General features: G+C 51.6%; 16 protein-coding genes. 7 read left to right on the top strand and 9 right to left on the bottom strand.

Annotated features, from left to right (window positions below):
• Window positions 1-25 precede the first annotated feature (25 nt).
• Together PaeBR_RS22520 and PaeBR_RS22525 are read left to right on the top strand one after the other, a co-directional pair.
• Entirely contained in the window at window positions 26-3,202 is a 3,177-nt protein-coding gene (locus PaeBR_RS22520) for an efflux RND transporter permease subunit (protein WP_410512663.1), read from the top strand.
• Between the two features lie 18 nt (window positions 3,203-3,220).
• Window positions 3,221-4,162: a 1-phosphofructokinase family hexose kinase gene (locus PaeBR_RS22525; protein WP_410512664.1), complete on the top strand. Its 942-nt coding sequence runs from the start codon at window positions 3,221-3,223 to the stop codon at window positions 4,160-4,162.
• A gap of 86 nt (window positions 4,163-4,248) precedes the next feature.
• Here the strand turns inward: PaeBR_RS22525 and PaeBR_RS22530 are convergent, their stop codons facing one another.
• Window positions 4,249-4,944 carry a molecular chaperone gene (locus tag PaeBR_RS22530; protein WP_410512665.1) on the bottom strand — a complete coding sequence of 232 codons (696 nt, stop codon included), beginning with the start codon at window positions 4,942-4,944 and terminating at the stop codon, window positions 4,249-4,251.
• Window positions 4,945-5,312: 368 nt separating this feature from the next.
• Here PaeBR_RS22530 and moaA point away from each other — a divergent pair, with 368 nt between their 5' ends.
• Complete coding sequence (gene moaA / locus PaeBR_RS22535; RefSeq protein ID WP_410512666.1) at window positions 5,313-6,314, top strand: GTP 3',8-cyclase MoaA; 1,002 nt, start codon at window positions 5,313-5,315, stop codon at window positions 6,312-6,314.
• On the opposite strand, the gene PaeBR_RS22540 is transcribed toward moaA, so the two are convergent.
• The gene (locus PaeBR_RS22540; RefSeq protein WP_410512667.1) at window positions 6,297-6,908 is read right to left on the bottom strand and encodes a LysE/ArgO family amino acid transporter; all 612 of its coding nucleotides are present in this window, start codon (window positions 6,906-6,908) and stop codon (window positions 6,297-6,299) included. The two genes, moaA and PaeBR_RS22540, sit on opposite strands and share 18 nt — an antisense overlap.
• A 205-nt stretch (window positions 6,909-7,113) precedes the next feature.
• Here PaeBR_RS22540 and PaeBR_RS22545 point away from each other — a divergent pair, with 205 nt between their 5' ends.
• A complete protein-coding gene (locus PaeBR_RS22545; RefSeq protein ID WP_410512668.1) occupies window positions 7,114-7,743 on the top strand; it encodes a TetR family transcriptional regulator in 630 nt (209 codons plus the stop codon).
• A complete protein-coding gene (locus PaeBR_RS22550) occupies window positions 7,740-8,483 on the top strand; it encodes an SDR family oxidoreductase (RefSeq protein ID WP_410512669.1) in 744 nt (247 codons plus the stop codon). The genes PaeBR_RS22545 and PaeBR_RS22550 overlap by 4 nt, the downstream gene beginning before the upstream one ends.
• 2 nt (window positions 8,484-8,485) lie before the next feature.
• On the opposite strand, the gene PaeBR_RS22555 is transcribed toward PaeBR_RS22550, so the two are convergent.
• The gene (locus tag PaeBR_RS22555) at window positions 8,486-9,106 is read right to left on the bottom strand and encodes a molybdenum cofactor guanylyltransferase (RefSeq protein ID WP_410512670.1); all 621 of its coding nucleotides are present in this window, start codon (window positions 9,104-9,106) and stop codon (window positions 8,486-8,488) included.
• Window positions 9,107-9,251: 145 nt separating this feature from the next.
• Between PaeBR_RS22555 and PaeBR_RS22560 the strand changes: the two genes are divergently transcribed.
• On the top strand, window positions 9,252-10,478 hold the full coding sequence (locus PaeBR_RS22560; RefSeq protein WP_410512671.1) for an MFS transporter: 1,227 nt from the start codon (window positions 9,252-9,254) through the stop codon (window positions 10,476-10,478).
• Between the two features lie 72 nt (window positions 10,479-10,550).
• Here PaeBR_RS22560 and PaeBR_RS22565 read toward each other — a convergent pair whose 3' ends face one another.
• Entirely contained in the window at window positions 10,551-12,257 is a 1,707-nt protein-coding gene (locus PaeBR_RS22565; protein ID WP_410512672.1) for a glutamine--tRNA ligase/YqeY domain fusion protein, read from the bottom strand.
• A 175-nt stretch (window positions 12,258-12,432) separates the two neighbouring features.
• On the opposite strand from PaeBR_RS22565, the gene PaeBR_RS22570 reads away from it, so the two are divergent.
• On the top strand, window positions 12,433-12,981 hold the full coding sequence (locus tag PaeBR_RS22570) for a GNAT family N-acetyltransferase (RefSeq protein WP_410512673.1): 549 nt from the start codon (window positions 12,433-12,435) through the stop codon (window positions 12,979-12,981).
• A 58-nt stretch (window positions 12,982-13,039) separates the two neighbouring features.
• Here PaeBR_RS22570 and PaeBR_RS22575 read toward each other — a convergent pair whose 3' ends face one another.
• The 5 genes from PaeBR_RS22575 to PaeBR_RS22595 form a co-directional block, all read right to left on the bottom strand.
• Window positions 13,040-13,672, bottom strand: a complete 633-nt coding sequence (locus PaeBR_RS22575) for an MOSC domain-containing protein (protein ID WP_410512674.1) — start codon at window positions 13,670-13,672, stop codon at window positions 13,040-13,042.
• Window positions 13,653-14,204, bottom strand: coding sequence for a GNAT family N-acetyltransferase (locus tag PaeBR_RS22580; RefSeq protein ID WP_410512675.1), 552 nt, complete (start codon window positions 14,202-14,204; stop codon window positions 13,653-13,655). Before PaeBR_RS22580 ends, PaeBR_RS22575 begins: the two co-directional genes overlap by 20 nt.
• Before the next feature lie 67 nt (window positions 14,205-14,271).
• Complete coding sequence (locus tag PaeBR_RS22585; RefSeq protein ID WP_410512676.1) at window positions 14,272-15,495, bottom strand: MFS transporter; 1,224 nt, start codon at window positions 15,493-15,495, stop codon at window positions 14,272-14,274.
• Window positions 15,496-15,586: 91 nt separating this feature from the next.
• Window positions 15,587-17,650, bottom strand: a complete 2,064-nt coding sequence (locus PaeBR_RS22590; protein WP_410512677.1) for a molybdopterin-dependent oxidoreductase — start codon at window positions 17,648-17,650, stop codon at window positions 15,587-15,589.
• Between the two features lie 290 nt (window positions 17,651-17,940).
• Window positions 17,941-18,768 carry a formate/nitrite transporter family protein gene (locus PaeBR_RS22595; protein WP_410512678.1) on the bottom strand — a complete coding sequence of 276 codons (828 nt, stop codon included), beginning with the start codon at window positions 18,766-18,768 and terminating at the stop codon, window positions 17,941-17,943.
• Window positions 18,769-18,803 lie beyond the last annotated feature (35 nt).

Below are 18,803 nucleotides of genomic sequence, written 5' to 3' on the forward strand. Positions count from 1 at the left end.
ACCCGAGAGGAGCAAAATGTAATCCATGAAAAACTTTATTCATTTCTCGCTCAGAAACAAATTTGCAGTTTGGCTTCTGACGATCATCATTGTGTTTGCAGGTCTTTACAGCGGCCTGACGATGAAGCAGGAGACGCTGCCCAATATTAGTATTCCCTATCTTAGCATTACTACCATTTATCCGGGGGCTGCGCCCGAGGGTGTCGTTGAAGAAGTCAGCAAACCCCTGGAGCAGCGGCTTCGTAATGTAGACGGAGTAAAGACGCTGACCTCTACGTCTCTGGAGAATGCCTCCAGTATCACGATTGAGTTTGATTACGGCACCAACCTGGATAATGCCACAGCAGCAGTAAGAGAGGCTCTGAATGAGGTAACCCTGCCGGATGAAGTGCAGAAGCCGAAGATTTCCCGCTTCAGTCTTAGCTCTTTGCCCGTTATCTCTCTTAGTCTTACCAGCGGCAGTTCCGAGGGTTTAGAGGGACTGACGACGATTGCCGAGAATGATATCCGTCCCGCTCTTGAGGATCTGGAGGGTGTTGCCTCCGTGCAAATCGCCGGACAATATGTTAAAGAAGTCTCCCTCAAGTTCAATCCGGACAAGCTTGCACAATACGGACTGACAGAAGACACTGTAAAAGGAATCGTTCTGGGCTCTTCTGTTCACGTTCCGCTCGGACTATTCGAGATGGAGCAGTCGGAAAAGGCTGTGGTCGTGGACGGCAATATCACTACTATCGAGGATCTGAAAAACGTTAGCATCCCGCTCGTTCCCGGCGGAACCGGAGCCAGCTCGGGCTCGGGCAGTGCGGGAATGGATTTCGGTGCCGGAGCTGGTGCCAGTGCTGGTGTTGGGGTTAACGAGGCTGCGCCAGCCGGGCTTCCGGATGGCTTAGGGCTGCCAACCGTGAAGCTGGGGGAGCTTGCCTCTATAGAGGTTGTCGGCAAGTCGGATTCCATCTCACGCACCAATGGCAAGGAATCCATAGGTATCCAAATCGTCAAGGCCAATGATGCCAATACGGTTGATGTGGTAAACAACGTCAAGGATACGATTGAAGAACTGAAGAAGCAGTATGACGGAATTGAACTGACCGTGCTGCTGGACCAGGGCAAGCCGATTGAGGATTCCGTTAGTACGATGCTTTCGAAGGCTGCTTTTGGCGCTTTGTTCGCCGTAATTATCATCCTTATTTTCTTGCGGAATATCCGTTCGACGATCATCTCGATCATCTCGATTCCACTGTCACTGTTGATTGCGGTCCTGTCTCTGCGGCAGCTGGACATTACACTCAACATGATGACTCTGGGGGCCATGACGGTCGCCATTGGCCGGGTAGTCGATGATTCGATTGTCGTCATCGAGAATATATTCAGGCGGCTATCGCTGTCTGAAGAGAAACTGCGCGGCAGAGAATTGATCAGTACAGCCACACGCGAAATGTTCGTACCGATCATGTCCTCTACCATTGTAACCATCGCAGTGTTCCTGCCGCTCGCTTTTGTCAGCGGTATGGTAGGCGAGCTATTCATGCCTTTTGCGCTTACTATGGTATTCGCGCTGCTGGCTTCACTGCTGGTAGCTATTACTCTCGTTCCCGCAATGGCACACTCCCTGTTCCGTAACGGCCTGAAGAAGAAACATAATCACGAAGATAAGCCGGACAGAATGGCTGCAGGATATCAGAAAATTCTGAACTGGTGCTTATCGCATAAGCTGATTACTTTCGGAGCAGCCGTAGCCCTGCTCGCAGGCAGCCTGTTCCTGATTAAGCCGATTGGGGTAAGCTTCATGCCCTCCCAAGAAGAGAAGAACATTACGCTAACTTTCTCGCCGAATGCCGGTCAGCGTCTTGAGGATGTTCAGCAGCAGGGTCTAAAAGCGGAGAAATATATTTTAGCCCAAGAGCATGTAGATAAAATGCAGTATTCCATCGGCGGCAGCAGCCCGTTCGGGATGGGCTCTTCCGGCGGGAAGTCAGGATTGTTCTACGTCGCCTATGACAGCGATACTCCCGATTTCGAGAAGGTTAAGGAGCAGTTAATAGAAGGGTTAACGAAGGAAGTTCCGGAAGGCGTATGGGGCGATATGTCCGGTATGTCCGGCGGCGGACTCGGCGGCAGCACCTTGACTGTGAATATATTCGGAGACAGCCTGAAGCAGCTCAAACCGGTTGCCGACCAGATTGCGGGAATTGTCCAAGCGGATACCGCGAACTTCAAGGACGGAGATACAAGTCTGTCAGAGGCTTACGAACAATATACCATCGTGGCGGATCAGGAGAAGCTGAGCGCTCTCGGCCTTACTGCGGGACAAATTGCTATGAAGCTTAGTCCGGTAAGTGCACGGCCTGTTCTGACCGAGGTTGAACTGGATGGCAAAAACTATAATGTTTATATCGAAACAGACAAAGATACGTACGGCAATATCAAGGAAATGACCGAAGCAATGCTTACCTCACCGCTGGGCTTCACCGTGCCTATCGGAGAAGTTGCCACCATTAAGCGGGGCACTTCACCGGACTCTATTACACGTATGGACGGTAAAATGAAGGTCGACGTTACAGCAGAAATTGTGGCGGAAGACGTAAATAGCGCTTCAAACAGCGTGAAAGATAAAATCGACAAGCTGGATCTGCCGGACGGGGTAACTATAACCTTCGGCGGTGTCACAGAACAAATCAATGAAACGTTCGGCCAGCTCGGCATTGCCATGGCAGCGGCCGTTGCCATCGTGTACTTCGTGCTTGTCGTCACCTTCGGCGGCGGACTGGCGCCTTTCGCGATTCTATTCTCGCTCCCCTTCACTGTAATCGGAGCCCTTGTCGCCCTGCTGATTTCCGGGGAAACGCTGAACGTATCCGCTCTGATGGGCGCATTAATGCTGATTGGTATCGTAGTCACCAATGCGATTGTGCTCATCGACCGCGTTATTCACAAGGAAAAGGAAGGGCTGTCCATCCGCCAAGCACTGCTTGAAGCAGGGGGAACCCGTCTGCGTCCTATCCTAATGACGGCACTGGCTACTATTGGTGCTCTGCTGCCACTCGTTACCGGACTGGAAAACAGCGCAGGAATTATCTCCAAGGGGCTGGGCGTAACCGTTATCGGCGGCTTGATCAGCTCCACGCTGCTGACACTTGTCGTGGTACCGGTTGTGTATGAATTCCTGATGAGATTCCGCAGTAAACGGGTTTATGAATAAAGACGAAAGGGGTAAGGTATGATTACAACCGTTACGTTAAATGCGGCCATCGATAAAATATATACCGTGCCCCGGTTCCGCACCAATGAGGTATTCCGGATTGCAGAACCACTGACTGTCCCGGGCGGCAAGGGCGTTAATGCGGCCCGGGTGCTGCATATTCTCGGGTCCCCGGTAACGGCCACCGGATTCGCTGCCGGTTATACAGGCGACCGGCTGCTCGCAGGTCTGGAAGCGGAAGGAATTGCCGCAGATTTCGTAAGAGCTTCTTTTGGTGAAACAAGGCTTGCGCTTACGGTCCTGGACCCGGATCAATCGACACAGACGGAATTGATTGAGGCGGGACCGGTTATCCGGGAGGATGAACTGCTGGCTCTCCGCAGCAAGGTCGAAATGCTGGCCAGCCGTTCGCAATGGGTGCTGCTCTCCGGTAGTCTCCCTACTGGATGCCCGCCGTGGATCTATGCCGAGCTGGCTGAAATCGCCCATATGTGCGGAGCCAAGGTCATGCTCGATACCAGCGGCGAGGCGCTGAAGCTCGGCCTCGCCGGGAAGCCTGAGCTCGTCAAGCCGAACGAGCAGGAGGCTGCTGAACTCGCCGGATTGACCTCCTCCGGCAGTGACAACGATGCGCTCCACTGTCTTGAGGCGCTGCTAACGCTCGGTGCCCGGGCTGCCATTGTCACGCTGGGTGCGCGCGGGGCCGCAGCTGCCGTAGACGGTCAGCGCTACCGTGTGTCGTTGCCGCCCGTTGCTGCGGTAAGCCCGCTTGGCAGCGGCGATGCTGCGGCGGCCGGTCTGCTGGCAGCCATCGTACGCGGTGAAGCTTGGCCGCAGGCGCTAACGTTCGGCATAGCCTGCGGTACAGCGGCTGCACTGCAGCCTGCCGCAGGCGTGATCAATCTCACCGATGTGGAGCGAATTAACACTGGTGTCGAAGTACGCCAGCTGTCCCTCTGACCGCGCTGAGAGTTAGCGCACCGATTGTTTCTGCTTAGATTTGGATGCAAAAAAGCCCGGGAATCTCCCGGGCTTTTTTGCATCCATTACATCATCGCGGCTGAGCTGGTCTCCAGCGCGGTTCTCCATGCCCGCAGCATATGTAAATCCTGCGGCAAAAATTCCTCAAGCATATGGCTAAGTCCCAGATAAAGCGGACTGTCAGTCGCAGCGTTTAGTTCCTTACAGAAATGCGGCGTCCAGCGGAGTAAATGCTCCTCCAGGAAGGTCTCCTGAATGTCCAAAAGCTCCATGGCACTTCTAACAGAGAAGCTGTTGTACAGCATGCGTTCATGCAGCACGGCCATGAACTCCAGTTCAATCGCAATATGATCGTCAGCTTCGCCGTTACATTTATTAAATACGATGCCCGCGGAAGCATACACATCGGAGATTACGTTGCAGAACTCTTCCGTATGGCCCAAATGGGCGGCTTCCCGAGGTACAAAGGCATTTACAGCACCTTCAATCATCAGGCGCTTATACTCCCTGCTCTCTTTCTCGCATATGACCGGAAGACCCTGCGGCTCTTGGCTGCAGAGGTAGCGCTTCAGCTCACGGCCTCCCTCAGTCATCTCGGCAGCAACGCTCATCTGACGGTTGCGGCTCCATTGCGCAACAAGTGAAAGCGAAGGTTTTCGTCCGAAAAAGTCAGTTAACAGCTGATATAATAGTCCTCGGCTTTCCAGCCAACGGCCAAAAGCTTCCGGTACGTTAAGGGTTGCAACAGTCTGTAAGGTCATTTTGCAAATCCTCCTCAAATAAGTTTACCCGGTCTTCTGCATCGTTATTATTAACGCTGCGCAGATCCGGTTTCATAGTTGACTTCGCAAAAGTGAAAACTCTGTACTTAAATTATAACGGACATTGAAAGCGCTTTTCGTGAGCATTTTATGTCGATTCCCTCCAATTGTCGTATTACTGTCAAATTTAATGTTATGCCGATGTTGTCTCCCTTATTAAAAATATCTATCGTCAGGATTGAAAACTGCTATGAGATTCTCCCTTGCTCTTGTTATATAATGAGTCTTTATCACTTCACACATTGACGCCGACGTTCACAATCTTTAAAATTTAAAATATATAACCCGCTGATGAAGGGAGCAACGCCATGAAGCCGTTAACGGACCCTTTTGGACGTATTCACGATTATCTCCGCATTTCGGTTACAGACCGCTGCAACCTGCGCTGTATTTATTGTATGCCTGCCGAAGGAATGCAATTCCAGCCTCAGGACGAGATTATGAGCTATGAGGAAATTACAGCTGTGGTAAAAGCACTCGCACCGCTGGGCCTGCGCAAGATCCGGTTGACGGGAGGCGAACCTCTCGTGCGCAAGGATTTAGAGAAGCTGGTCGCCATGCTGGCAGCGATTCCCGGTATTGAAGATATTGCACTCACGACAAATGGACTGATGCTGCCCGCCAAAGCCCTCCTGCTAAAAGAAGCCGGATTGTCGCGGGTGAATATCAGTCTCGATTCTTTGCGGCAGGACCGCTTTTCCATGATTACACGCGGCGGCGATGTCCATAAGGTGCTTAAAGGAATTGAAGCTGCGGACGCCGCCGGACTGCATCCGATCAAGCTGAATGTAGTGTTAATGAAGGGCATCAACGATGATGAGATTAAGGATTTCATCTCTCTTACGCTGAACAGCCCGCTTAATGTGCGGTTTATTGAATATATGCCGATTGGCAGCGCCAGTGACAGCTGGCGTAAATCCTATCTGCCGCTGGAGACCGTGCTGGCTGCCTGCAATGAAGCCGGCTGGGAGACGGAAGAGGCGGAGGTGCCTGCCGGAAACGGCCCTTCCCGGAACCGCCGGGTTATCGGTGCTCAGGGTACCTTTGGGTTAATCCATCCGGTTAGCGATCACTTCTGCGATAATTGCAACCGGCTGCGCCTCACTGCGGACGGGCATATCAAAGCCTGTCTCTATTGGTCGGACGAATATCATGTGCGGCCGCTTACAGGGGACCCAGAGGCTATTCAGGCCTTATTCCGCAAGGCGCTTGGCAACAAGCCCCAAAACCATGAAATGGCGCTCGCACTGGAGCAGAAAGCTCAAAGCCATACCCCAACAGTGCGGCGGATGTCACAGATTGGCGGTTAACTGCATGCCCATATAAATGGCCACTGCCCAAATGAGCAGTGCGGAAATCTTGTTAAGAAGCCGCACAAACCTGCCGGATGAATCGGCTCTGCCCAGCAATCTGCCGGCTCCGGCCAGACCTGTGAACCATAACCAGGAGACTCCTGCTGTTGCGGCGGCGAACGCCCAGCGTTCCCCGCCGCCATACTGCAGAGAACTGGTGCCGATGACGCCAATCGTATCCATGATCGCATGCGGATTCAAGAGGGAAACCGATAATGCGTAAACGACCTGCCCCCTCATCGAAAGAACCTTCACTTCTCCCTCTTCAGGAATCCCCGTCCACGTCTTCCAGCCCATGAAACTCAGAAAAACTACTCCAGCACCATATAATACAGGCGCCACCCACTCCACCGATAAAACAATCAGCGAGACACCGCCAACCGCGGCAGCTATCAGCAGCGTATCACATAAAGATGCCGTAATGATGACTGGCAGCGCACTGCGGAATTTGGGATGAAGCGCTCCCTGATTAAATACGAATATATTCTGCACGCCCAGCGGCAAAATAAGCCCGAACGATATAATCATTCCATGAATAACAGCTTCCAACATGTTTAGTCCCCCTGCCGAATATTTCCATTCAATATTTTCATGATCTTTCAACTTTCTCATGCTGCACCTGTCAAATCAAGAGTAGATTTTGGCGTTAATCCCTTATCAATATCAAATGACAAATAATATTATTTGTCATTTGTAACTTCATATGCTATATTCTCATTACAGGAGGTGAGAAACAACGTTTAACCGTTGTTGCCCCATGAATAAACCAAGTACATTTTTAAGCAAAACAGAAATCCTGGACGCTGCAGAACAAACCCTGCGCCGCTATGGTCCTGATAAGACATCGGTAACGGATGTTGCCAAGCTTCTCGGGGTTAGCCACGGCACCCTTTACAGACATTTCCCGAGTAAGGCAGCTTTAAGGGAAGCGGTCACCGAAAGATGGTTGGTCGAGAAGATTATTGCCCCCCTATCAGAAATCGCCGGCAGTGAAACCGGGTCCGAAGAACCGCTGCGGCAGTTGCGGAAATATATTTTGAAATTGGTTGAGCTTAAACGCTTTTACGCCGAAGAAGATCCAGAGATGTTTAAGATGTATGCCGCGGTCACAGCCGAAGCTGCTGAGCTTATCGAAGATCATATTGATCGGATTGTGCGACATTTGGGCCTGATCATCTCCAAAGGCTTTCAAAGCAAGAATATTCAAAGGATCAATGAACCGGAAACACTGGCCCGTTCAATCTTTCATGCTACCGCCAGGTTTCATCATCCCGCTCATGCCTACGCATGGCTCAGCCCCAATACCGGGGAAGAATTCAACGGTCTCTGGACATTAATCGAACAGGGTCTCTCAGGCCCGCATAATAAAGGAGGAACATCCAAATGAGTAAATCCTTACAAGGCAAGGTCGCACTGGTAACCGGATCATCCAGAGGCATCGGCCGGAAGGTTGCGGAGCAGTTAGCGGGGCTTGGCGCAAGTGTAATTATTAACTATTCGAGCAGCCCGCAGCAGGCGCAGGAAGTCGTAGAAGGAATTGAGGCAAAAGGCGGTGCTGCGGCAGCCATCCAAGCGGACATCAGCCAGCCTGCCCAAATCGAAAGATTGTTCCAGGAGAGCATCGCTTTGTACGGAAAGCTTGATATTGTAGTGAATAATGCCGGAATCATGATCAATAAAAGCATTGCAGAAGCAACAGAGCAGGACTTCGACAAACAGTTCGCCATCAATGTAAAAGGAACCTACTTCTCCTGCCAGCAAGCGTTCCGCCATCTGGAGCAGGGCGGCCGGATTATTAATTTTTCCACCTCTGTGAATGGCCATATGTTCCCTGCATATAGTATTTATGCCGGAACCAAAGGGGCGGTTGAGCAGTTTACACGCCAGCTTGCCAAGGAATTCGGAGCCAAGGGCATCACGATTAATGCGATTGCCCCCGGACCCGTTAGCACAGAATTGTTCCTGGAAGGGAAATCGGAACAGCAATTGGAGAACCTGAAGAAAAGCAATGCGCTTGGCCGATTAGGCGAGACAGAGGATATTGCCAAGGTCGTCAGCTTTTTGGCGGGACCTGACTCGCAGTGGATTACAGGCCAAACTATCCGTGTAAACGGCGGATTTATTTAAGGCTATTCCAGCCGGTCGGATTCTCGCTGAACAGCTGCACGATAGTCGTCCGGTGTATTCATATTGAGCAGTACGTCATGCTTATCACTATGGGTGCCCGGGAATTGTTCCTCGGGTACATAGATGACGTTCAGTCCTCCGAGCCACTCCATGACCCGGGAACGCTGCTGCTTCAGCGCCTCCTCCAGGCTGGGAACAACATTTCTATGGTAGAGCGCGAACAGCGGCTGGGCTTTACCGCTTGCAGCAACGGGGACGATAGCCTGAACACTGCTCCCGGCTTCCTCGGCTAAACTCACCATGTATTGAAGCAGTCCGCTCGGCGCAAAAGGCAAATCACAGGCGACTACAGCATTCCACTCCGTTTGGGAGTTGCTTAAGCCTGCATGCAGACCCGCTAACGGACCCAGTCCGGGATACAGGTCGGCTGCGATAGGCAGCCCCAGAAAACGATAGAGTTCCCTGTCTTGTTCACTGGAGGAGATAATGACGTTGTCCGCCGCCGCCGACAGCCGGGTTGACACTCGTGTGATTAGTGGAACCCCTCCGATTTCCAATAACGCTTTGTTGACCCCCATGCGCCGGGAGCTTCCTCCTGCCAACACTATTCCACTTATTACCACTATTTTTCCACCTCTTTCCTGGGCTTGTCCTCCCTAAATGCTCTGTTCTTGTATCCCCTTTCAACACGTGTTACAGTGATAGAGGCGGCCTTTGCAGGCCGTATTCAATGAACGATAGGCATTTTGCGGGAAAGGAGTGCCCAATTTGCGGGAGAACTTTGACAAGCAACCTTCTTTCACGTCTTTGAAATGGTTTAACTTTTTTGTATACGGAACTATGGTGCTGTTCACCAGCTTCTTTCAACTATACCTTCAGGATGTCGGAATGAACAAGCTGGAGATCGGAGCCCTCATGTCCTTGGGTCCGTTCGTCTCGATCTTTGCCAATCCGTTCTGGGGAATATGGACTGACCGTTATCAGAATATACGGCGGATCGTGCTGCTTATGCTAACGGGGACATTGGTGCTGTCCCAGCTGGCTTTTCAGGCGAATACATATGAGATGATCTATATCTCCATGATTTTATTCTATTTTTTTCAGACGCCGCTGTTCGCCCAGAGCAATACCCTGATTCTTAGCTATATTGACGGCACAGACCGCCGTTTCGGTTCCTTCCGGCTGTGGGGCTCGCTGGGTTGGGCGCTGACTGCAGTTTTGGCCGGTCCAGTCATTCAATCCATGGGTATATCTGTATTATCTTATCTATTCGCGGCATTGCTAGGTGCGGCTATGCTGGCTTTAGCTGCGCTGCCGAAGCTTAGCCATTCCATCGGGATAGCTCCGCTTCCGTTTAGAGGGTTTAGCAAACTCTTTTTAAATCCGTTTTTCTTATGCTTTATTTTCTTCGGCATTCTGGTGTCGATACCCAATACCATGAACAATACCTTCATGTCTCTGTACATTACGGACCTGGGCGGCTCCAAGGCGATGGTCGGGCTTGCTGTATTCCTCTCTTCTATTCTGGAAATAGGGGTGCTTGTCCTGTGTGGCCGGTTCCTGCGGCGCAAAATATCGATCCTTATCGGCTGTTTGGCACTCGTTAGTGCACTGTTCGTTCTGCGTTGGTGGCTGATGGCAGGGGCGACTACCCCGCTTCAGGTGGCGTTTATTCAAATTCTGCACAGCATCACGTTCGGCGGCTTTTTCTATGTGGGTACCCAGCTGACGATGCTTCTTGTTCCCCGCCCGTACCGTTCTGCGGGACAAGCTCTCTATACGCTGACCTGGAGCGGTGTTTCGGGAATTATCGGCGGTATACTGGGCGGCTTTCTGTTTCAATATCTCGGGGCACAGAGCATGTACCAGTTCGGGGTGTTTCTGACAATGATCGGGTCTATAGGCTTCGCCTTTATGTGGCTTTTCGTAATAAGAGGCGGTTATCGACCCGCTGTAGATATGGAAGATGATTTATCCGACATAGAGCAGTTGTGAACAAAAAAACAGGCTTGGTTTCCGTAAAGGAACGCCAAGCCTGTTTTTTGTTTAAGTCAGCCGGAAAGGGGATTATCCTTGTTTGGGCGGCTGAAAGGAGCTTTTCAATGAAACTACGAGATTGAATACCGGATGTCCCGGAGTAGAGTATCTGCTGTCCACATTGAAATAGCCATGACGGAAAAATTGGAATTTGTCCTGCGGCACAACGTCCCTAAGGCCGGGCTCAACAAATCCTTGCAGGATTTCGATTGAATTCGGGTTGAGCTGATCAAGGAAGCTTGGTTCCGGCTTCTCTGCGGCCCCGTCCAGTCCTTCTGCCTCTAATTCCTGTTCCGGTTCCTCGGCAGAAATCAGCGGCTCATACAGGCGGAATTCCGCCGGAACAGCCTGACTTGCCTCCACCCAGTGGAGGGTACCCTTCACCTTACGGCCGGTAAATCCGCTGCCGCTCTTCGTTTCAATATCATAGGTACAGTGCAGCTCGATAACCTCGCCGTTCTCATCCTTGATCACTTCATTGCACTTGATGAAATAAGCGTGTTTCAGGCGCACCTCATTGCCGGGAAAAAGGCGGAAATATTTACTCGGCGGATTCTCCATAAAGTCGTCACGCTCGATGTAAATTTCACGGGAGAACGGAATTTGGCGGTTGCCCATTTCCTCATTCTCACTGTTGTTTTCGGCTTCCAGCCATTCGGTTTGACCTTCGGGATAGTTCGTGATTACAACTTTAAGCGGACGCAGCACCGCCATGGTACGCGGCACCTTCAGCTTGAGATCCTCGCGGATGAAGTGCTCCAGCATTTGCAGGTCCACCAGACCCTGGCTCTTGGAAATTCCCGCCTCGTACACAAAGCTGCGGATCGCCTCCGGGGTATATCCGCGGCGGCGCAGACCCGAGATAGTCGGCATACGCGGATCGTCCCAGCCATCCACATGTCCCTCATCCACGAGCAGCTTCAGCTTGCGCTTGCTGGTCATCGTCTGGGCCAGATTCAGACGGCCAAATTCATATTGATGCGGTACGAATGGCATTTCGCATTCAGCCACGACCCAATCATAGAACGGGCGCTGGTCCTCGAACTCCAGGGAGCACAGGGAGTGTGTTACGCTCTCAATCGCGTCTTCCAGCGGATGGGCATAGGTATACATTGGATAAATACACCATTTATCGCCTGTGTTATGGTGATGGGAATGGGAAATACGGTAAATGACCGGATCACGCAAATTAATATTCGGGGATGCCATGTCGATTTTGGCGCGCAGCACCTTTTCGCCGTCCTTGAATTCTCCGGCACGCATCCGGCGGAACAGATCCAGGCTTTCCCGGGCACTCCGTTCACGGTACGGACTGTTCTGTCCCGGCTGCGTCAGTGTACCGCGAAGCTCACGGATTTGTTCTGCGCTCAGGTCGTCTATATAAGCTTTGCCTTTGGTTATCAAGAGTTCAGCCCGTTCATACATCTCATCAAAATAGTCCGAAGCAAAGCGCAGGTTATCCCATTCATAGCCGAGCCACTTTACATCCTCCTGAATCGATTGAACATACTCCGTGTCCTCTTTAACCGGATTCGTGTCATCGAAACGGAGATTGGTTATGCCGCCGAATTCGTCAGCCAGTGTAAAGTTAATCCAGATCGCCTTGGCATGTCCGATATGTAAATAACCGTTCGGCTCCGGCGGAAAGCGAGTGATCACTTCCTTTACTTTGCCCGAACGGAGATCTTCGGTAATAATATTTTTGATGAAATTGGAGGGGGTGCTACGGTTCTCCACACATATCAACCTTTCGTTCTGTAATGTTACACCTCTTCAGGGTACAAACATGTTTCCTACTAATATACCCGTTAACCGGGGATTGTTCAATAAAAGCGCCCTTTTGACTTCTCTCCCGGCGATAGAGTAGCATGAGGATTATACAGCCTAGTACCGCAAAGGAGAGGGGTACAGCATGTTCAATTATGTTATTGATGAAGAGTTAATGCTGAAGCCGCTGTCCCCGGAGCATTCCCGTCACCTGTTCCTGCTGGTGGAACGCTCCCGCGACCGCCTCAGGCAATGGCTTCCCTGGGTGGACGGAGCTACCGAACATGCCGACATCGTCAGATATGTCAAAAATGCCATCAAGCAAGCCAGCGATAATGGCGGCTTCACCGCCGGATTGTGGGTTCACGGGGAGCTTGCCGGGATTATCGGGTATCACGAGATCGACTGGCCAAACCGGTCTGTCGGCATCGGCTACTGGCTCGGCCAGGGCTATGAAGGCAAGGGCTACATGACCAGCGCCTGCCGGGTCTTCGTGGACTATGCGCTGCTGGAAATGGAGCTGAATCGTGTCGAAATCCGCTGTGCGACGGGTAATACACCAAGCCGGGCGATTCCGGAGCGGCTTGACTTCGTGTTCGAAGGCGTGATCCGGGAAGCCGAGAAGCTGCCCTCCGGGTACGTGAATCATGCCGTGTACGGATTATTGCGCAGTGAGTGGCGGCTGATGAGTTAACCTTGCAGCAGGCAATGCAAAAGGAAACTGAAGGCCCGGCGCCCTCAGCTTCCTTTTGTTATAGAAGCCATTCCCTGAATTTGGTGCGGATTCCTTCCGCAAGGCTATTCAGCTCGATCAGGTCTGCCAGACCGGCTGTGTCCTTTCGTCCAACTTCCATGAAATGCAGGACTCTTGATACAGAAGCCTCAGCGTTTCCGCTCTGCTTCTTAACGATGGCATTACCAGCTGCAATTTCACCTTCACGCAGTACCCGGAAGTAAAAACCGCTGTACCCGGTGGCCAGCACCTTCGCGGGCAGATCGGCAGGACCGTGCTTTTGCGAGAGCTTGAAGCATGGATAACGAGGCTGGCTAACCTGAAGAAGCGCGGTCCCGATTTCGTAAACATCACCGATGCATACCTCCGTCTCCATCAATCCGGTGGTCGTCATATTCTCCCCGAATGCAGCGTATTCCAACCTCTTCCCAAGCTGCTCCTCCCAGTGGGAATAGTGCTCAAACGGATATACGCAGATGGCCTTGTCCGGGCCGCCGTGGTTAACCAGATCAGCTTGTCCATCACCATATAGTCCATTTACCGAAAGCTGCAGCGGCCCTTCAGCCGGGGTTTTATAAATCCCTGTCTCTACCGGCTTTCCGCGATAGTCCACCGTTATGGGTCTGCCAATATTAAGCGAAATGATCTTCATCGTTATTCCCCCGCTCATCCTTCCGGATGCTGCGCGGCAGCAGGAAGTGCATGAATACCTCATCCACATAACGGCCGCCGAGATAAAATTCCTCCATCAGCCGTCCCTCCTCCTGAAAGCCGCACTTTCTATAGAAAGAGATTGCCGCCACATTGCAGGACAACACCCGCAGCCGAAGCTTACGTATTCCCTTGTCCGCAGCAAACCTCTTTATCGCCTCTATCAACTTCCATCCGATACCTGAGCGCTGACAGCTCGGATGTACTGCAATATTAATTTCGAATACATGCCGGTTGCTCTCCATCCCGGTGGGATGACCAAAGCCGACATAACCGCATAACTTGCCTTCTTCCACTGCCACCAGCTGAGAACCAGGGGGAGCGTGCAGCAAATAATCCTCACGCGAGCACCAGCTTAGGCGGCCCGGAGTGATGTCCTCGGTCCAGATCATATGATCCAGAGTAATCAGGTCACGGGCATCTTTCATCTCCGAAGGACGTATGACCAGACGATCTCCCTTGATTTGCCCCATAGCTTGATTCCCCCTTGTCTTCTCTATTGATCATCCTTAAATAATACCACTAATTCGTTATGATGACTTATGCCGCTGCGGATCTGTCAGTCAAGCTGCTACGGCGATTGCTGTAGGCATGAATCACAAAAAAACCGACAGACAGCAAGGACATGCCGCAAGCAAGCCAAGCCGTAGGCGCGAGTCCTCCGCTGTCATACAGACTGCCCATGAAATAAGGACCGATTACCCTGCCAACCGCACCAATCCCGCCGGTTAACCCCAGGTAGAAGGGAGCGCTGCGGTCTGCATGATCTGAAATAAAAGCCGGCATAGCCGGTGAAATCAACATTTCTCCGAGTGTAGTCAGCACCATGGCGAGCAGCAGCCCCGGATAATTCGGCAGCAGCAGAATCACAGCGTAGCCGCTCAGGTAAAAGACGGCGCTGGCTGTCATTTGTGCTGTTGTCGTTCCCGCAAACCAGCGCTTGATCAGGGTGATTAGCGGTTGGGCGACGAAAATAAGAATACCGTTCAGCGTCCAGAGAAAGCCGTACGATTTCTTGGCCCATCCCTCCGAAATAATAAATGGCGATACTCCAGTGTTCCAGATCGAATTTCCGATCAGCAGGAACATGGCCCCGAGGGCCATATACAGATAAATACGCGTATTGCCCATCAGCTTCCAGTTCGACGAAGGGTGGGACTGCACTTTTTTGTACGCGTTACCCTCAGCAGGAGAGGTTCCGCCAACCTTTTTAAGATAAAGAAAGAAAAATCCCGCAAACACTGCTGAGGTCGCACCGTTCATAACAAAGCTCAGCATATAGGAAATGTCGGCCAGAAAACCGCTTAACGCCGTACCCAGCGCCACGCCAATATTATTGGCTACATAGATGATATTGAACAATTCACCGCGCTGCTTCGCGAAGCGGAAACCGATAAACGCCTGAATGGCCGGCATCGACAGCGAACTGAACAAACCCACAAGTCCCATCATTACCATAAACAGCATCCAGTTGTGACTTGCGACAGGCAAGGCGAACAAAGCCAGCGCATTCATGGCCAGCCCCCCGACTATAAGCCGGTTAACACCAACCTTATGATACAGCGACCCGCCCAGCAACTGTCCGGCAATTCCGCCGAGCGACTGAATAAGAATGACCAGCCCCGCGTCCTTCATACTGCGTCCCAGTTCATCAAAAACATACATCGTAACGAGCGGCCACATCAGCGCACTGCCGGTAGCGTTAATTAGACTTGCAATAAGAAATACCTTAACTTCTTTGGGATACTGCTCCAAAAATTTCATGATTCGTGTACATCCCCTATAATATATATATCGACAATTCCATCCAGTATCATCCAAAACAGGGTGCAGGGCAAGCATTCGCATTAATGCTTTATCGCTTTACCTCAACTGTGGAGGAGAAAAAAGTCGCCCCATTGCCCATATCGCTCAGGCGGTCAGGAGTAAGCACATTGCTTCGCTGCGGCCGGTCTTTGCCTTCCCACCACAGCCCTTGGCTGATAACGGTGCCGGGCAGCATTTTATCTGTTACCCTGGCTCTAATCTTCACTATTCCGCGTCCGTTAAATACGGTTACCTCGTCTCCATCCGATATTCCGCGGGCGGCTGCATCCTCGGGGTGAATCTGCAGCATGGGCCCCTTCTCCAATTCTTGATGCTTCTGCACATTGGAGAAGGTGGAGTTCAGAAAGTTATGGTTCGGCGGCGATATGAACATCAGCGGATAAGCATCGGCAGGCTCCGGCCGCCGCACTCCGTCGTAGCCTTCCTTCAGCGGGCTGTATTCCGGTAATGGAGGCAAGCCCGCGAGTTCCAACGACTTGGAATACAGCTCGATTTTGCCGGACGGTGTAGGCAGATTATCGAGAAAAGTCTCCTTCGGCGTCATATCAAGCTTCACATGCCGTTCCTCCTGAAGCCGCTCCAGCGTCACCCCGTTCAAATACGGATTGCGCGGATAGTCGAGAGCCTCCCGGATCATCTCTTCCTCCGTCTGGCTAAAGGCCTCTTCATCAAAGCCCATCGCCTGTCCAAGCAGGGAGAACACCTCTACGTTGCTCTTGCACTGACCCGGTGCACGCAGTATAGGCTCCTGAAGCTGAATGTAGTGGTGCCAGTAGGAGCTGTACAGATCCGTATTTTCAAAAGTAGAAGTCGCCGGCAGCACGATGTCGGCATAACGGGCTGTATCGGTCATAAACAAATCATGTACAACCGTAAACAAATCTTCGCGCTCAAAGCCCGCGCGTACCCGTTCGGCATCCGGGGCGACAACGAGCGGATTGCTGCAATAGACGAACAGACTCTTCACCGGCTGCTCCGTCATTTCCAGCGCTTCGCCGATCCGGTTCATATTAATGTGACGCGCCCGCGGATTCGCCCGCAGCTCCGGCCGTTCCAAGGCCCGTGAGTTCATGGAGGCATAGCCGCTGTTCGATTTGGACGCACCGCCTCCCGTCTTCAGCCATTGTCCGGTCAAGGCAGGCAGACAGGCAATACTGCGCACATTCATGCCGCCATTATCATGATGCTGAAGTCCGTTGCCGATATGAATATACGAGGTTCCGGCCTCGCCGTAGAGCTTAGCCAGCTTCTCTATATCATCGGCGGATATACCTGTAATAGCCGACACCCTCTCAGGTGTATAGGATGCTGCCTGTTGGCGCAATGCATCGCTGCCTATTGTATACTGCTCCAGAAAAGCATCATCGGTCCGTCCGTCCCGGAAGAGGATATGCATCATCCCCAGCGCCAGCGCCGCATCCGTTCCGGGATAGAGAGGAAGAAACCAGTCGGCCCACTCCGCTGTCCGGTTACGGTGAACATCAATGACTACCACCTTGGCTCCGCGTTTGCGTGCTTGTTCTGCCAGTATGACCTGATGCATATTTGTACTGACGATATTCCCGCCCCAGACGATGATCACATCGGCTTTCACCGTATCTTCCGGACTCGCCCCGCCGTTAAAACCCATGGTAGCCTTCCAGCCTGCGGTACCCGCAGAATTACAAATGGTTCGATCAAGGAGACTTGAACCTAATGCATGAAAAAATCGCCGGTCCATTCCCTCCACACTCAATACGCCCATGTTTCCGTAGAAACTGTAAGGCAAGATACTCTCCGGCCCAAATTCTGCGGAAAGCTCCTTAAACTTACCGGTGATTTCCCGGATCGCTTCCTCCCAGCTAATCACTTCAAATTTGCCTTCCCCTTTGGGACCGACCCGTCTTAGCGGATTCATCAGCCGCTCCGGGTGATGTACCCGCTGCGCCATATACCTGACTTTATTACAAATCGCTCCCCGGGTAATGGGATGCTGCGGATTTCCTTCTATTTTCACAATTTTACCGTTCTCTTTATGCACTAAAAGTCCGCAGGTATCCGGGCAATCCAGCGGGCATACCGCCGGAAATATACCATCTCCATTATGATTCATGACCGCAGTCCTCCCTCTCCATTTTGCTATTTTATATTGTATAGTTGGTGAAGTTTTGCGTAAAGGAATACCTGAAAAATAAAGTGTTTCGATGCCGGTGTGCCCGGGTAAATTAATAATATGAAACACTCCCTAATGCGTTCGCCGTGAATCCGATTTCGTTCCCCCGAGTCGGTATTTCACGGCGAATTATTTATGTGCAGACACAAAAAACACCCCCCGGAGCTTCCCATCAACCCGGCGGGCTGACAGTTAGCGCTTCAAGGAGTGCTGTATATTTTACATAAGTATTAGGCGTGTTTCTTAACTCCGGCAGTAACTCTATTGTCCACCGATTGGATAGCCGAAGGCTCTTTGCGCAGGTAAGCGGCCCAATAAGCTGCGCCTACGAAGAGTGCACCACCTACGAGATTGCCAAGCCATACCGGAATGAAATTCATCAGATACTGGGACCAAGTGAAGTGGCCTTCAAAAATGGCCGCGGGAATCAGGAACATATTCGCTACAACGTGCTGGAAGCCGATGGCTACGAAAGCCATAGTCGGGAACCAGATCCCCAGGATTTTGCCGCTGAAATTATCTGCTCCATAAGAGAGCCATACAGCCAGCGCAACGAGCCAGTTACAGCCGATACCGGAAATGAAAGCCTGAAGGAAAGAGTCATCCAGCTTGTGTTCTGCTATGGATACCAATTTGTCCAGATAGACGCCATCTGCTGTCAGGCCCACGATATGTCCGAAGAAATAAGCGACAAAGAGTGCTCCTGCCAAGTTGCTAATTGTAATAAGAATAAGATTCTTTATGGTTTCCCAAAGTGTAATCTTTCTGGCGATGAAAGCCAGCGGTACGGCCATCATATTGCCTGTCAACAGCTCGCCGCCTGCGAGCAATACCAGAATTAGTCCGAGCGGGAAGATCGAAGCGCCGATAAAGCCTGCAAAGGAACCCCACTCCGCCGGTGCACTGGCAATGACACGAATATCGAGCAAAAATCCGAGAGAGATGAATGCCCCACCAAGAAAACCAAGAATAAGTACAGCGCTGAGCGGATTATGTGCTTTTTTAACTCCGTTTTCAACCGTGACTTCAGCAATTTGCTGCGGTTTATTATAAGCCATGATTCCTATCTCCTTCTATTTCTATTTCTATTTCT

The organism is Paenibacillus sp. BR2-3 (genome assembly GCF_046529485.1).
GTDB lineage: Bacteria > Bacillota > Bacilli > Paenibacillales > Paenibacillaceae > Paenibacillus_AQ.

Bases quoted from the DNA above. Each gene is read 5' to 3' on its own strand.
- PaeBR_RS22520 (WP_410512663.1), top strand. From the start codon at position 26: ATGAAAAACTTTATTCATTTCTCGCTCAGAAACAAATTTGCAGTTTGG.
- PaeBR_RS22525 (WP_410512664.1), top strand. From the start codon at position 3,221: ATGATTACAACCGTTACGTTAAATGCGGCCATCGATAAAATATATACC.
- PaeBR_RS22530 (WP_410512665.1), bottom strand. From the start codon at position 4,944: ATGACCTTACAGACTGTTGCAACCCTTAACGTACCGGAAGCTTTTGGC.
- moaA (WP_410512666.1), top strand. From the start codon at position 5,313: ATGAAGCCGTTAACGGACCCTTTTGGACGTATTCACGATTATCTCCGC.
- PaeBR_RS22540 (WP_410512667.1), bottom strand. From the start codon at position 6,908: ATGTTGGAAGCTGTTATTCATGGAATGATTATATCGTTCGGGCTTATT.
- PaeBR_RS22545 (WP_410512668.1), top strand. From the start codon at position 7,114: ATGAATAAACCAAGTACATTTTTAAGCAAAACAGAAATCCTGGACGCT.
- PaeBR_RS22550 (WP_410512669.1), top strand. From the start codon at position 7,740: ATGAGTAAATCCTTACAAGGCAAGGTCGCACTGGTAACCGGATCATCC.
- PaeBR_RS22570 (WP_410512673.1), top strand. From the start codon at position 12,433: ATGTTCAATTATGTTATTGATGAAGAGTTAATGCTGAAGCCGCTGTCC.
- PaeBR_RS22575 (WP_410512674.1), bottom strand. From the start codon at position 13,672: ATGAAGATCATTTCGCTTAATATTGGCAGACCCATAACGGTGGACTAT.
- PaeBR_RS22580 (WP_410512675.1), bottom strand. From the start codon at position 14,204: ATGGGGCAAATCAAGGGAGATCGTCTGGTCATACGTCCTTCGGAGATG.
- PaeBR_RS22585 (WP_410512676.1), bottom strand. From the start codon at position 15,495: ATGAAATTTTTGGAGCAGTATCCCAAAGAAGTTAAGGTATTTCTTATT.
- PaeBR_RS22590 (WP_410512677.1), bottom strand. From the start codon at position 17,650: ATGAATCATAATGGAGATGGTATATTTCCGGCGGTATGCCCGCTGGAT.
- PaeBR_RS22595 (WP_410512678.1), bottom strand. From the start codon at position 18,768: ATGGCTTATAATAAACCGCAGCAAATTGCTGAAGTCACGGTTGAAAAC.